Genomic DNA, 14,617 nt, shown 5'->3' with positions numbered 1-14,617 from the left:
GCCCCCCCGTGGGGGCGCCGCTTCCCTCAGACGCGCAGGAGGGGAACCATGACCCGGTCGATCACATCGGCGATCTCATCATCCACCCATTCGCTTCCGCACACTTTTGAGCGGTACATCATCATCGCAGGAATGACGTCGAGGACAAGGTCGTCGAGCGCATCAGAACGCACCTCTCCACGTGCAATCCCTCGCCGAATAACGTCCCGGAAGAGACGCTTGAACGGCTCCACAATGCCTGTAGTGATCAACCCATGAAAGCGCTCAGCCGCCTCATGATCGCATTCGTGAAGAACAGCTCGGAGCGCGAAGCCGGGCTTGGAGTACATCACGTCCCGAATGCTGCGACACAGCTCATACAAGTCTTCCCGCACCCGGCCACGATCGGGGGCTTCGTCGAGCGTGGGCAAGCCGGCCTGGAGAGCGTCCGCCACGAGGTCCTCCTTCGAGGGCCACCGGCGGTACACGGCGGCCTTGCCCGTCTGCGCACCGACCGCGACGCCCTCCATGGTGAGTCCGCTCCAGCCGACACTACCCAGTTGATCGAGTGCGGCTTCCAGGATGGCCCGTTCGAGAACGGGCCCACGGCGCCGCGGCACCGCCCCCTCCAACCGAGCAGCAGCCGCAGACCGCGAAGTGACCATGGGGAACTCTCCGTTGACGCGATTCGATTCACCAGCAGCACACAGTGAACGGTTGCGTTCACTGCGCGGCACTCACTACCGTGGCGAACAGTGAACGAGTGCGTTCACTAATTCTTCCGTGGGGGATCCATAGTGACAACTTCTCGGGTAGACACCCAGACCGAGGACGGGACCACTCGCGCCGCAGCTCGGCCGGGCATCGCCTTGACCGTCATCGCCGCCTGTCAGCTCATGGTCGTTCTCGACGCCACCATCGTGAACATCGCGCTGCCGCACATCCAGGACGCGCTCTCCTTCTCGACCACCGACCTGTCGTGGGTACTCAGTGCCTACACCCTCACGTTCGGGGGCCTGCTGCTCCTCGGTGGGCGCGCCGGAGACATCTTGGGCCGCCGCAGGGTGTTCATGTCCGGGATCCTGCTCTTCACCTTCGCTTCCCTCCTCGGCGGATTCGCCCAGGAGCCCTGGCAACTGCTCGCCGCACGAGCCCTGCAGGGGGTGGGCGGTGCGATCGCCTCGCCCACCGCGCTCGCGCTGATCACCACGACCTTCCCCGAAGGGCCCGAGCGCAACAGGGCCTTCGGCGTGTTCGCTGCAGTCTCCGCGGGTGGCGGTGCGATCGGCCTGCTCGCCGGTGGAGCGCTCACCGAATGGCTCGATTGGCGCTGGGTGCTGTTCGTCAACGTGCCCATCGGCCTAGTGATCGCCTTCCTCGCCCCCCGCTACATCGCGGAGTCCCAGCGCCACCCCGGCCGCTTCGACGTCGCCGGCGCAGCGACCTCGACGCTCGGGATGGCAGCTCTGGTCTACGGGTTCATACATGCATCTGAGGAAGGATGGAAGGACGAGCTGACCATCGGCTCCTTCATCACTGCGGTGGTCCTCCTCGTGGCCTTCGCCGTGGTGGAGTCTCGGGCGAGGGAGCCGATCACCCCGCTGCGGATGTTCGCGGACCGCAACCGTTCGGGCACGTACGTCATCATGCTCAGCCTGGCGGCAGCCATGTTCGGGATGTTCTTCTTCATCGTGCTGTGGGTGCAGGACGTCCTGGGCTACAGCCCGGTCAGGTCCGGCCTCGCCTTCCTTCCGGTGACTGCAGCCATCGGCATCGGTGCCGGAATCGCCCAGCGCTTGCTACCGGCGCTCGGTCCCAAACCGTTCATGGTGACCGGATCGACCCTCACGGGCGTGGGACTCGGCTGGTTGACGTTCATCTCCTCGGACAGCAGCTATCTCAGTGGCGTCCTCGGCCCGATGGTCGTGTTCGGCTTCGGCATGGGCCTCAATTTCGTGACGCTCACGCTCACCGCCGTCTCAGGAGTGGCCCCGCACGAAGCCGGTGCGGCATCGGGTCTGCTCAACGCAACCCAACAGGTTGGCGGCTCACTCGGCCTGTCGATCTTGGTCACGGTCTTCGGCACAGCCAGTCGCAAGGAGAGCGAGAGGCAGTTGCCGGACTTCCTCGCACACTCGACGCCCGAGCAGCAAGCAGCGGCCGTCAAGACGAAGGAGCTTCCCGCTCCCTGGGGCCACGACGTGCTGACCTCGGGCATCTCCTCTGCCTTCACCGCCGCCGTCGGGATGGTGTTGATCGCCCTGGTCACGGCCGTCCTCGTGATCCGGGTGCGCAAGAGCGACCTGGAAGCGCTGAGCGGGCGCGCAGAGGCCGCGGGGCCGGTGGGCTGAGCTTCGGCACCGAAGGCGGAGCGTCGTTCCCCGGACCTGTGGAGAGGGCCGGAGAACGACGCTCCTCATCAGACGGCCCGCTGCAGGGCCCATCCCGGAAGGTCCTCGGTCTGCCGCAGCCACTCAGCAGGCGGTGCGCCCGCAGCCGCTGAGGCCACCACGCCCCCGGCGATCGCACAGGTCGTGTCCACGTCCCCCCCGACCTGGGCGGTCGTCCAGAAGGTCCGTTCGAAGTCACCGAGTCCACGGGCAGCCGACCACAGGGCGAAGGGGACCGTGTCGTGAGCGCTCGTCCTCCTGCCACAGCCGAGCACCGCGGCGACCGTGCCCGCATCGCCGTAGTCGAGCATGTCACGGGCCCGTCGCAGCCCCGCTCCGACCGCGCTGCGCGGCACGAGGGCAATGACTCCGTCGAGCAGCGCCTCGGGGGTGGGCGGCCCGGCGGGGTTCGCAGCGATCGCTGCCGCCGCGGCAATCGCCATGGCGCCCACCACGGCCTCCCTGTGCTGGTGGGTCGTGTAGGCGGAGATCTCGGCCTGGTGGGTCGCCTGCTCCGGGTCGTCCGCGTACCAGGCCCCCAGCGGGGCGATCCGCATGGCGGCACCGTTGCCCCATGACCCCTGTCCCTTGAAGAGCCCGGCCGCGAGTTCCCGCCAGTCACCCCCCTCCCGGACGAGTCGGAGCATCCGGTTGACCGCCGGTCCGTAGCCGCGGTCGAAGTCATGGTGCTCTGCGAAGGACATGGCCAGGGCATCCTGCTCGATCCGGCCGTGGCGAACGAGGACGGCCAGAACGGAACAAGCCATCTCGGTGTCATCGGTCCACTGCCAAGGGCCGGCGGGCAGCTCCCGGCGCTTCAGCAGGGGGTAGTGGGAGGGTACGAAGAACTGGGAGCCCAGGGCGTCTCCCACGGCCAGCCCGCGCAGGCTGGCCAGGGCGCGATCGAAGCGCCGTTCGGGTGAGGAGTCAGCGGTCATCGGTCTGCCACTCTAATTCGTTGCCAGCGGATCCAGCACCATCCACCGCCAAGATGGTTCTGCCGGGTCTATCCGGTGTGCCCGTACGGATCCGGGGTACGCCAACGTTCGAAAGGCCGGTCCAGGCGATACTTACCGTCCTCCCCGAGAAGCAGTACGCGCGTCTCCCCGTTTCCGGGATTCGACAGCGACTCGAATTCAGCGACCGTCCAGTGGAACCAACGCATGCAGAAGAGCCTCATGGTCAGCCCGTGGGTGACCAGTAGGACGTTCTCCGGATGGTCGGGGGCTTCGAAGCTGCGGTACAGGCTCTCCAGGAAGGCACCGACCCGGTCGTAGACGTCGGCACCGGACTCGCCCTGGGCGAAGCGGTAGAAGAAGTGGCCGTAGGCGTCCCGATACACCTTCTGCAGTCGGACGTCTTCCCGGTCCTGCCAATTGCCCCAGTCCTGCTCCCGCAGCCGCGGCTCTTCCCGCACCCTGACCTGGCGGGCGGGGAGACGGAAGGCCCGGAGCGTCTCATGGGTACGGCGGTACGGCGAAACGTAGATGCTGACCGATTCCTCTCCGAAGAGCCCCCGAAGCCACTCCCCCGTCGCCTCTGCCTGTCGCCATCCGGTCTCTGTCAGGCGCAGGGCGTGGTCGGGCTCGCGCTCGTACACCGTGTCATCAGCGTTACCCTCCGACTCTCCGTGCCGTACGAGGACGATGCGCCGCGGTCGTGCCATACCCCGACCCTAGAACGCCGCTCCCCCACCGGCTCAGTCGAGCAGGCACCCGGGGGAGGCAGGCGAGCACCGACGCCACCGCGGGTCACACCGTCCAGGAGGGTTCGAGCTGCACCACGTCGCCGTCCAGCGCCGCCACGTCGGCCGCGGTACGGGCCCTCAGCCCGAGCCGTTCGATCCGCTCGACCCGGTACTTTCCGTGCTCGGCAGCGGACTGCCACAGCGAGAGGACCAGGAACTCGCTTCCCGGTGCCTCGCCGAAGAGGCCCCGCAGCATGCCCGGGGACCCGGCCATGGCAGGGTTCCACACCTTCTCCTGCATGAGGGCGAAGTGCTCCGCCCGGTCCTCGTGGACACGGGCGTGCGCCACCCGTGCCACGTCCGCATCGGAGAACTTCGGCTCGAACCCGGTCTTCACGTCGAAACGGTGGTCGAACAACTTGGCCTGGAGGTCTTTGAAGGTTCCGACTTGTGAGGCGGCCAAACGGTCGTGGGACCGTGCCATGAACGAGTCGTAGAAGGCACGACTCTCCCAGAAGGCGAAGACGTGGGCGACGTCCGGGCGAGCCCGGCTCCACCCACCGCCCTGTCCCCGGAATCCCGGCTCACCGAGCAGCCCCGCCCATTTCCGCTGTCCCCGCTCGAACCCTCGACGGTCCATCACCGTACAGCGAATCCACTTGACCAGCACCGCGCCATCGTACGGGGCCGAGGAGCGGCCCGGCAGACCCTCGGTGGAGGCAACCGCCCGGCCCCGCGTGCTGCGCGCCGCCCCGGAGCGACCCTCGATCCCGCCCGCTGGAATCTCTTCGACTGACTTCGCCTCAGAACGGGCTCTTCTCCTGAACCCCTGTGAAGCTCAGGCCGATTCGAGCCAGATGTACGTCGAGATCCAGCTTCTCATCGCTTCCCATCCGGCTCTCCTCCGAAGCCCCCGGTTCACTGTCATAGCCACGTGACACCATGAGGAATCAGCCCACGACCAAGGGCTTTGTTGACGCCGACGACACGAGGCGAGGCATGCGCGGGGGCGCTTGCGGAGAGGGGAAGCACCATGAGCGGACTCAACAAAGGGGTGGGACGCGTCGAGGTCACGCTCAAGTGGGACCCCGCCGATCCCGGTGCTCCGGCCCATGACCTGGATCTGGTGGCCGGAGTGTTCACCGCGGCCGACCCGCACGGCGCACCGGCGCAACTGGTGCACTTCGGGAGTCGCTCTCCCGACGGCACCATCACGCTCCACCGCGACAGTCGCACGGGGCAGGGATTCGGCTACGACGAGGCCATGACCGTGGAGTTGGACCGGATGGACTCCAGGTACGCACGGGTGGTGGTGGGCGTGGTCATACAGCAGGGCGGCGGACGCCTGACCTTCGGCGACGTGGCGAACACCGGCATACGGGTGCGCGAGGGCTACACCGATCTGCTGACCCACGACTTCGCCGATGTGCACCAGGCCCGTTCGGCAACGGTCATCGAGTTCACCCGCGCCGGGGCGAACGGATGGTCGTACCGCTCGCTCAGCCGAGGATTCGACGCCGATCCGCAGGCCTTCGGCGCCATCCTGGGCTCTGCACCGGCCTGAGAAGACCGAACGCGATTGCAGGGACGAGCAGTTCTCACGCCCCTGAACGGACGACATCGGCGTCCAGAGCGGGGCAGGGCCCCTTGTGACGTGCGCTCCCCGCAGAGAGGGAGGGGTGCCGGCCCCAGGCCTGACACCCCTCCCTCACAGGGATCGCACTTCGGATTCAGCTATGCCGAGTGCCTCATCCGCTACGCCATTCCACCGAGCTTCAGCTGCAGCCGCTGGTCGAGCCACAGCCCTCGCAGATGTAGCAAGAGCCGGCCCGCTGCATCTTCGTGCCGCAAGAGAAGCAGAGGGGCGCATCGGCGCTGATGCCGAGCTGCATCTCGACGAGCTCTGCGGAGGTGTGGGCCTGCTTCGGGGCCGGGACCTCGACCTTGGCGACGGGGGCTGCGACTGCCTTCAGCTCCTGGGTCACGGGGGCGGACTGAGCAAGTCCCTCGACGTCGACCTCGTCCTCGGTGGGCTCGTACGAACCGGTCTCCAGGTGCCGCTGACGCTCCTCGGCGGAGTGGATGCCCAGGGCCGAGCGGGTCTCGAAGGGAAGGAAGTCGAGCGCCAGACGGCGGAAGATGTAGTCGACGATCGACTGTGCCATCCGCACGTCCGGGTCGTCCGTCATGCCGGCCGGCTCGAAGCGCATGTTGGTGAACTTCGAAACGTAGGTCTCCAGCGGGACCCCGTACTGCAGGCCGACGGAGACGGCGATGGAGAAGGCGTCCATCATGCCGGCGAGCGTGGATCCCTGCTTGGACATCTTCAGGAAGACTTCGCCGAGACCGTCGTCCGGGTAGGAGTTGGCCGTCATGTACCCCTCGGCACCCCCGACGGTAAAGGAGGTGGTGATCCCCGGGCGCCCCTTCGGGAGACGCTTGCGCACCGGACGGTACTCGACGACCTTCTCGACTGCCTCGCGGATCGTCGCCTCGGACTTGGCGGTGACCTTGTCCTTCTCCTGCTCCTTCTTCTTGGCGGAGAGCGGCTGGCCGACCTTGCAGTTGTCGCGGTAGATCGCGAGCGCCTTGACGCCCATCTTCCACGCCTCGAAGTAGACCTCCTCGACGTCCTCGACCGTGGCCGTCTCCGGCAGGTTGACGGTCTTGGAGAGGGCTCCCGAGATCCACGGCTGGATGGCCGCCATCATCCGGACGTGGCCCATCGCAGAGATGGAACGCTCGCCCATGGCGCAGTCGAAGACCTCGTAGTGCTCGGTCTTCAGGCCGGGGGCGTCGACCACGTTGCCGTGCTCGGCGATGTGGGCGACGATCGCCTCGATCTGCTCCTCCTGGTAGCCCAGGCGGCGCAGGGCCTGCGGCACGGTGCCGTTGACGATCTGCATCGAGCCGCCGCCGACCAGCTTCTTGAACTTGACCAGGGCGAGGTCGGGCTCAAGACCGGTGGTGTCGCAGGACATCGCGAGACCGATGGTGCCGGTGGGGGCGATGACCGAGGCCTGGGCGTTGCGGAAGCCGTTCTTGGCACCGAGGCGGATCACGTCCTGCCAGGCCTCCGTGGCGGCGGCCCAGATCGGCGAGTCCAGGTCGTCCATGCGGACGGCCTTGGCGTTCTCGTCCGCGTGCTGCTGCATGACGCGCTGGTGCGGCTCGGCGTTGCGGGCGTAGCCGTCGTACGCGCCGACGACGCCGGCGAGCTCGGCAGAGCGCTTGTACGAGGTACCGGTCATCAGCGAGGTGATGGCGCCGGCCAGGGCACGGCCGCCGTCGGAGTCGTACGCGTGGCCGGTCGCCATCAACAGCGCACCGAGGTTGGCGTAGCCGATGCCGAGCTGCCGGAAGGCCCGGGTGTTCTCACCGATCTTCTGGGTGGGGAAGTCGGCGAAGCAGATGGAGATGTCCATCGCGGTGATGACGAGCTCGACGACCTTGGCGAAGCGCTCGACGTCGAAGGACTGGTTGCCCTTGCCGTCGTCGTTGAGGAACTTCATGAGGTTCAGCGAAGCGAGGTTGCAGGACGTGTTGTCCAGGTGCATGTACTCGCTGCACGGGTTCGAGCCGTTGATGCGGCCGGACTCGGGGCAGGTGTGCCAGTGGTTGATCGTGTCGTCGTACTGGATGCCCGGGTCGGCGCAGGCCCATGCGGCTTCGGCCATCTTGCGGAACAGCACCTTGGCGTCGACCTCTTCGATGACCTCGCCGGTCATGCGCGAGGTCAGGCCGAACTTGCCGCCGGACTCCACGGCCCGCATGAAGGTGTCGTTGACGCGGACGGAGTTGTTGGCGTTCTGGTACTGGACGGACGTGATGTCGTCACCGCCCAGATCCATGTCGAAGCCCGCGTCACGGAGGGCGCGGATCTTCTCCTCCTCCTTGACCTTGGTCTCGATGAAGTCCTCGATGTCGGGGTGGTCGACATCCAGGATGACCATCTTGGCCGCACGGCGGGTCGCACCACCCGACTTGATCGTTCCCGCGGAGGCGTCGGCGCCGCGCATGAACGAGACCGGGCCGGAGGCGTTGCCTCCCGAGGAGAGCAGTTCCTTGGAGGAACGGATGCGGGAGAGGTTCAGACCGGCGCCGGAGCCGCCCTTGAAGATCATGCCCTCTTCCTTGTACCAGTCGAGGATCGACTCCATGGAGTCGTCGACGGACAGGATGAAGCACGCGGATACCTGCTGGGGCTGCGGCGTACCGACGTTGAACCAGACGGGCGAGTTGAAGCTGAAGATCTGGTGCAGGAGGGCATACGCCAGCTCGTGCTCGAAGATCTCGGCGTCGGCGGGCGAAGCGAAGTAGCCGTACTGCTCGCCGGCCTTCGTGTAGGTCTTCACGATCCGGTCGATGAGCTGCCTGAGACCGGTTTCGCGCTGCGGAGTGCCGACCGCACCGCGGAAGTACTTGCTGGTGACGATGTTGACCGCGTTCACCGACCAGAAGTCGGGGAACTCGACGCCACGCTGCTCGAAGTTGACCGAGCCGTCGCGCCAGTTGGTCATGACGACGTCACGGCGCTCCCAGACCACCTCGTCGTACGGGTGCACGCCGGGGGTGGTGTGGATGCGCTCGATGCGCAGGCCCTTGCTCGCCGACTTGGCCCCCTTGGCTCGGGAACCACGTGCCGGGCCGCTCGCCGTCTCTGTCATGCCGCCTCCCATATAAGGGCAAAACACTCTTTGGCGCCCATATAGTCCTAGGGCACCGTCTTCGGTACGTCGTTCTGCACTGCTGCCACAGGAACCGCAGAAGGGTCACCTGGGGCACATCTATCGGGCCGCCCTGCGGCCGGACGTCGGGCCACAGACGGACCCGGACCGCCGATCAGTCGGCGGCAGCGGCGGGAACGGGAACCTCAGGGGTTTCACCGGTCCCGCAGTTATCAGCAGGAGGCCGCACACGGAGTTCCGCAATGGCGGCCTCGAAGTCTTCGAGGCTGTCGAAGGCCTTGTACACGGACGCGAAACGCAGGTAGGCGACGAGGTCGAGCTCCTGCAAAGGGCCGAGGATGGCCAGACCCACATCGTGGGTGGTCAACTCGGCACTCCCGGTGGCGCGCACCGCCTCCTCGACCCACTGGCCGAGCTTGGCGAGGGCGTCCTCGGTGACCGGCCGCCCCTGGCACGCCTTGCGCACGCCAGAGATGACCTTGGTGCGACTAAAGGGCTCGGTGACGCCGGAACGCTTCACCACCATGAGCGAACACGTCTCCACCGTCGTGAAGCGACGGGAGCAGTCGGGGCACTGACGGCGGCGACGGATCGACGTCCCGTCGTCCGTGGTGCGACTGTCGACGACACGGCTGTCGGGGTGCCTACAGAAGGGACAGTGCACTTGGTTCCGACCCTCCTCGCGGCACGACTGACGAGCCCCGCCTGCCCGTCAAGGCCTGCGAAGCGACCACCAGCATAGGCGATGTGAACGCCCTCAGCAGACCGAGGACCACTACACCTAGGCGGCCGATGCCATCCAACCACTAGATCTTGGGTTCAAGCCCCTAGGGCCTCCGCGTGTCGCAACCCGGACGCCACCGCGGAACCGGACGTCCGGGTGGGACACTGGGAGGACGCACCCGCCCCTCACATCCCAGCCGCGAAGGCTACCGGAACGACCGTTTCGAGATGACGGGACCTGCGCACGCATACACCCCCGCACATACGCACGTAAGGCAATCCGCGAATTTTCACTCGAACGTGTGTTTGGCGCAACCTTTCGAAAGCTACTACCGTTGTGCCAGCCAGGGAGACCATTCGAGAGGGGCCGACGACGTGACCACCACCGCAGACAGTGCCACCATCACCGCCCAGGACCGCTCCCAGGGCCGACTCGAGCCGGTGCACGCCATGAACGACGCGAACATGAACGGCGAGGAGTCCGGGCGCCCCGCCCGTTCCCTTCCCGGACGACCCCCTGGCATCCGGGCCGACAGCTCCGGGCTCACCGACCGGCAGCGCAGGGTCATCGAAGTCATCCGCGACTCGGTCCAGCGGCGCGGTTACCCGCCGTCGATGCGGGAGATCGGACAGGCGGTCGGCCTTTCCAGCACGTCCTCCGTGGCCCACCAGCTCATGGCTCTGGAGCGCAAGGGCTTCCTGCGCCGCGATCCGCATCGGCCCCGCGCATACGAAGTCCGAGGCTCCGACCAGCCGAGCACGCAGCCCACGGACACCACCGGAAAGCCGGCGGCGTCCTACGTCCCGCTGGTCGGGCGGATCGCTGCCGGCGGTCCGATCCTCGCCGAAGAGTCCGTCGAGGACGTCTTCCCCCTTCCCCGCCAGCTGGTCGGCGACGGTGAGCTGTTCGTCCTCAAGGTCGTCGGCGATTCCATGATCGAAGCTGCCATCTGTGACGGCGACTGGGTCACCGTCCGTAGGCAGCCCGTAGCCGAGAACGGTGACATCGTCGCCGCAATGCTCGACGGCGAGGCAACAGTCAAGCGCTTCAAGCGCGAGGACGGCCACGTCTGGCTCCTTCCGCACAACGCGGCGTACCAGCCGATCCCGGGCGACGAAGCCACCATCCTCGGCAAGGTCGTGGCGGTACTACGGCGGGTGTGACACTTCACCGCCGGCTCTGACCGGACCCCGGGACCCACTGCGCCGGTCCCGGGGTCCTACCCTTCCCCGGGCCTCTCAGACGCCCGCCTCCCTGGACACCGCATCGATGGCCGCAAGCGACTTCCGCACCTGGTTGCGATCCGTGGTGTACCAGAAATCAGGGAGCGAAGCCTTGAGGTAGCTGCCGTAGCGGGCGGTGGCCAGCCGAGGGTCGAGGACCGCTACGACGCCCCGGTCCCCAGTGGCGCGGACCAGGCGGCCTGCGCCCTGGGCCATGAGCAGGGCCGCATGGGTCGCGGCCACGGCCATGAAGCCGTTTCCTCCCGACTCCTCGACGGCCTTCTGGCGTGCGCTCATCAGCGGGTCGTCCGGACGCGGAAACGGGATCTTGTCCATGACGACCAGCTGACAGCTGGCGCCCGGCACGTCCACTCCCTGCCAGAGCGAGAGCGTCCCGAAGAGGCAGGTCTTCGGATCGGCAGCAAAGTTCTTGATCAACTCGCCGAGCGTGTCCTCGCCCTGGAGCAGGATCGGCAGTTCCGGAACCCTCCCTCGAAGTTCCTCCGCCGCCTGCTGTGCCGCCCTCATCGAGGAGAAGAGGCCAAGGGTCCGCCCACCTGCGGCCTGCATCAGTTCGGTGAGCTCGTCGAGCATGTCACCCCGCTCTCCGTCGCGCGCGGGGCGCGACAGGTGCTTGGCGACGTAGAGGATGCCCTGCTTCGGATAGTCGAACGGAGAACCGACGTCGATGCCCTTCCACACGGGCTCCTCATCGCCCCCGGAGCCCTCGGGCCCCAGTCCGAGCGAGGCTCCGACACCATTGAAGTCTCCGCCGAGCTTGAGCGTGGCCGAGGCGAGCACCACGGACCGCTCCGTGAACAGCTTCTCCCTCAACAGGCCGGAAACGGTGAGGGGGGCCACTCGGAGCGAGGCCCCGAACCGGTCGTGCCGTTCGTACCAGACGACGTCGTATTCGGATCCATGAGTGATCCGTTCCGCCACTCCGTGCACGGTCTCCACGGAGGCCATGGCCTGTTTGCGCACGGCGTCCTCGTCCTGCACGGCCCGGTCACGGGTGTTGCCCAGGGCCGTGATCACGGTACGGGTTGCGTCGCGGAGCGCCATCAACGCATACGCCAGGTCCTCCGGGATCTCTTCCAAGCGCCCCGGAAGCGCCAGCTCCATGACGCGCTCGAAACCCTCGGCGGCAGTCTGCAGCTGATCGGCGGCCTTCTCGTCCACGAGCTTCGCGGCCCGACGGACGGCTCGGTTGACCTGTCCGGGCGTGAGTTCACCGGTGGCAACGCCGGTGACCCGGGAGACCAGCTCATGGGCCTCGTCGATGATCAGCACCTCGTGCTGCGGAAGCACCGGCGCCCCCTCGATCGCGTCGATGGCGAGGAGTGCATGGTTGGTGACGACGACATCGGCCAGCTTGGCCCGCTCCCGTGCCGCCTCAGCGAAGCACTCGACTCCGTACGCACACTTGCTCGCACCGAGACATTCCCGGGAGGAGACCGAAACCTGGGCCCAGGCCCTGTCGGAGACACCGGGCGCCAGATCGTCCCGGTCGCCCGTCTCCGTCTCGTCGGACCAGTCCCTCAGCCGCATCAGGTCCTGTCCCAGCTTGCTGGTGGGGGCAGCCGCCTCGAAGGGATCGAACAGTCCGTCCTCTTCGTCCTGTGGGACGCCTTCGTGGAGTCGGTGCAGGCAGAGGTAGTTCGACCGCCCCTTGAGCATGGCGAACTGGGGCCGTCGTCGTAGCTGTGGATGCAGCGCGTCGACCGTGCGGGGAAGGTCCCGCTCGACGAGCTGGCGCTGGAGCGCCAGGGTGGCCGTGGCGATGACCACCCGCTCCCCCTGGGCGAGCGCCGGCACGAGGTAGCCGAGCGACTTGCCGGTGCCGGTGCCGGCCTGGACGAGGAGGTGGGAATTGTCGTCGATGGCCTCGGCCACGGCCTGGGCCATGGCGACCTGGCCGGGCCGCTCCGTGCCGCCGACGGCGGTGACGGCGGCGTGGAGGAGATCGGGGAGGGATGGCTTCGTCATAGCCCCTCCACCCTACGGGGCGGCGCTGACAGCCGGATCACGCGAGCGGATTGGGAACGGTCCCGTGAACCGCCGCGTGCGGACGCTCGGAACGGTCCCGGTAACCATCCAGGTGCAGACGGTTGCGGTTCAGGCAGAGCCGCTCGATGCGCGGGGTGAGGAGGTCGAAGAGCTCGAACCGCTCCTTCAGCTCGGGGAAGCGCGATTGGTGACGCAGGATCTCGGCGCGGACGAGTGCCCAGAAGTCCGCTTCGGGCACGTCGAGTTGCTCCTCACAGAGGGGTGCCAGGTAGCGGAAGACGCCGATGAAGAGTCCCGCATGGATGAACTGGATCAGGAATCCGGGCTCTTCCGTCAACAGGACGGCACGGACGTCATCCGGAAGGGTGGCGTGTTCAGGAAGGGGGTGGGCACTGATGTTCACATCGTCGACGAAGTCTTTGATCGCCAGGCGCACGGGGACGTCGTCGCCGTCGTACACGACGATCGCGTTCTCACCGTGCGGCGAGAAGACCGTGCCGTACCGGTAGAGAAAGTGCAGCAGGGGAGGGAGCAGGGCAGTGAAGAGGCGCTGGAGCCAAACGACGGGAGTGAGCCCGGAGCGTGTGACGAGCTCGGCGACGAAGGCCCGTCCTTCGGGGTCGACGTGGAGGAGGGAGGCAAGGGTACGGGCCCGCTCTCCCGGGGGGAGCCTGAGCGGTTCACGCCAGATCGCGCCGAGCAGTTCCTTGTACTGATAAGGAACTTCGGGCAGTCGGTCGTACAGAGGGTGCTTGACCGTGACGGAGGCGACTTCCCCGAGGAGGATCACCCCGCACTCCTCCTTCAGGAACGGATCGGCATCGCGCAATCCGTGCACCCAGGCCGTGACGGCGGGCGCAGCAAGGGTGCGCTCGGTGGGCAGCCCTCGCCACACCAGGGTGTTGAGCACGGAAAGGGGAAGCTTGACCGTGTGGCGATCCGGTCGGCTGGTGTTGAGGAAGGTGCGGACGGACTGCTGTGGTAGACGCAGGTCGTCGTCCGCGGTGAGTGGAACGACCGATCCATCGGCAATGGCCGGGGCGTAGAGCGGGAGAAGGACCTCGTCCCACTGCCAGGGGTGGACCGGCAGCAGGACGTAGTCGTCGGGTTGGTGGCCACGCTCGGTGAGGGCGACACGGAAGGCGGCGCGCACTTCGGGGTCGAGTTCCTGGGCATAGAGCCGGTCGGAAGTCTCCAGACCGGGGACGCCTCGGTAGGTGGCGATGCGTTTGCTGACGGCAATCCAAGGAAGTCGGGTTGCGCGACGTGCCTCGGGAGCCCAACGGGCAGCGTCGGTGGCGGAGAAGCCGATGCGCCCCTTGTTGAGGACGAGCCAGGGGTGGCCCGTCTGATGGCCTTCGAGTTCCGCGTACGGGAGTTCCGCAAGGCGGCCAGCGCTGATGGCCGTGTGATCGAGACGTGTGTCGGCAGCAAGGGTGGTGGAGAGTTCGCGGATGACGTGTCCCAGCGTGATCCCGTCGAGCTGGAGGAGGTGACGGGACCTCAGCAGGAAGTCGAAGGGGTCCGCAAGGGGGAGACCCTCGTGGGTAATCGAGCCGGCGGCGACGCGCCAGCCGTCGTAGGCACCACGGCGGGCGCAGAAGCTGAGCGTGGTGCCGTCGTCGAGTCGCAACGTGTACCGGTCGGGCTCACCGCCGCCCGCGGGCTCGGGCTCAATGATCTCCTCGTAGGCGAACTCGGAGAGCGTCTTGGCCAAAAGCCGGGAAGACGCCCGGGTCCAGGCAGCGGCGTTCAGTTCGGGGGGTGCGAGCAGCTCGGATGCGGGGAGCAGCCCAAGGGCAGGAGCCGGCGCATCGGTTCCGGGGCGTCCGGAGTCGTGAGGTGCAGGGGAGGTCGACACGGGGACTCCTCGGGGGTGGGACCGCTGTGGGACCAGCGGTGTATGTGGGACGGAG

The 14,617-nt window shown here is 67.2% G+C and carries 11 protein-coding genes; 3 read left to right on the top strand and 8 right to left on the bottom strand.

Going from position 1 to position 14,617, the window contains the following annotated elements; translation table 11 throughout:
• Positions 1-26: 26 nt before the first annotated feature.
• Positions 27-644 carry a TetR/AcrR family transcriptional regulator gene (locus tag ACFW22_RS26925; RefSeq protein WP_386409248.1) on the bottom strand — a complete coding sequence of 206 codons (618 nt, stop codon included), beginning with the start codon at positions 642-644 and terminating at the stop codon, positions 27-29.
• 132 nt (positions 645-776) lie between these two features.
• On the opposite strand from ACFW22_RS26925, the gene ACFW22_RS26920 reads away from it, so the two are divergent.
• Positions 777-2,330, top strand: a complete 1,554-nt coding sequence (locus tag ACFW22_RS26920) for an MFS transporter (RefSeq protein ID WP_386409246.1) — start codon at positions 777-779, stop codon at positions 2,328-2,330.
• A 68-nt stretch (positions 2,331-2,398) separates the two neighbouring features.
• Here the strand turns inward: ACFW22_RS26920 and ACFW22_RS26915 are convergent, their stop codons facing one another.
• The 3 genes from ACFW22_RS26915 to ACFW22_RS26905 form a co-directional block, all read right to left on the bottom strand.
• A complete protein-coding gene (locus tag ACFW22_RS26915; protein ID WP_386409244.1) occupies positions 2,399-3,307 on the bottom strand; it encodes an ADP-ribosylglycohydrolase family protein in 909 nt (302 codons plus the stop codon).
• Positions 3,308-3,375: 68 nt separating this feature from the next.
• The gene (locus ACFW22_RS26910) at positions 3,376-4,035 is read right to left on the bottom strand and encodes a histidine phosphatase family protein (RefSeq protein WP_386409242.1); all 660 of its coding nucleotides are present in this window, start codon (positions 4,033-4,035) and stop codon (positions 3,376-3,378) included.
• A gap of 85 nt (positions 4,036-4,120) precedes the next feature.
• The gene (locus ACFW22_RS26905) at positions 4,121-4,726 is read right to left on the bottom strand and encodes a YdbC family protein (protein ID WP_386409240.1); all 606 of its coding nucleotides are present in this window, start codon (positions 4,724-4,726) and stop codon (positions 4,121-4,123) included.
• Between the two features lie 363 nt (positions 4,727-5,089).
• Between ACFW22_RS26905 and ACFW22_RS26900 the strand changes: the two genes are divergently transcribed.
• Positions 5,090-5,620 (top strand): TerD family protein, encoded by a 531-nt coding sequence (locus ACFW22_RS26900; RefSeq protein ID WP_386409238.1) that lies wholly within the window; start codon positions 5,090-5,092, stop codon positions 5,618-5,620.
• 211 nt (positions 5,621-5,831) lie between these two features.
• Here the strand turns inward: ACFW22_RS26900 and ACFW22_RS26895 are convergent, their stop codons facing one another.
• Both ACFW22_RS26895 and nrdR read right to left on the bottom strand, forming a co-directional pair.
• The gene (locus tag ACFW22_RS26895; protein ID WP_386409236.1) at positions 5,832-8,723 is read right to left on the bottom strand and encodes a vitamin B12-dependent ribonucleotide reductase; all 2,892 of its coding nucleotides are present in this window, start codon (positions 8,721-8,723) and stop codon (positions 5,832-5,834) included.
• A 175-nt stretch (positions 8,724-8,898) separates the two neighbouring features.
• Entirely contained in the window at positions 8,899-9,408 is a 510-nt protein-coding gene (gene nrdR / locus ACFW22_RS26890) for a transcriptional regulator NrdR (protein ID WP_386409234.1), read from the bottom strand.
• A 434-nt stretch (positions 9,409-9,842) separates the two neighbouring features.
• On the opposite strand from nrdR, the gene lexA reads away from it, so the two are divergent.
• Positions 9,843-10,631 carry a transcriptional repressor LexA gene (lexA, locus tag ACFW22_RS26885; protein WP_386409232.1) on the top strand — a complete coding sequence of 263 codons (789 nt, stop codon included), beginning with the start codon at positions 9,843-9,845 and terminating at the stop codon, positions 10,629-10,631.
• Positions 10,632-10,706: 75 nt separating this feature from the next.
• On the opposite strand, the gene ACFW22_RS26880 is transcribed toward lexA, so the two are convergent.
• Complete coding sequence (locus ACFW22_RS26880; RefSeq protein ID WP_386409230.1) at positions 10,707-12,680, bottom strand: ATP-dependent DNA helicase; 1,974 nt, start codon at positions 12,678-12,680, stop codon at positions 10,707-10,709.
• Between the two features lie 37 nt (positions 12,681-12,717).
• Positions 12,718-14,562, bottom strand: a complete 1,845-nt coding sequence (locus ACFW22_RS26875) for an IucA/IucC family protein (RefSeq protein ID WP_386409228.1) — start codon at positions 14,560-14,562, stop codon at positions 12,718-12,720.
• Positions 14,563-14,617 lie beyond the last annotated feature (55 nt).

This window comes from Streptomyces sp. NPDC058872 (assembly GCF_042743065.1).
Lineage (GTDB): Bacteria > Actinomycetota > Actinomycetes > Streptomycetales > Streptomycetaceae > Streptomyces.
Note: the sequence above shows the minus strand (reverse complement) of the source record. Positions and strands in the feature narration are given on the sequence as shown.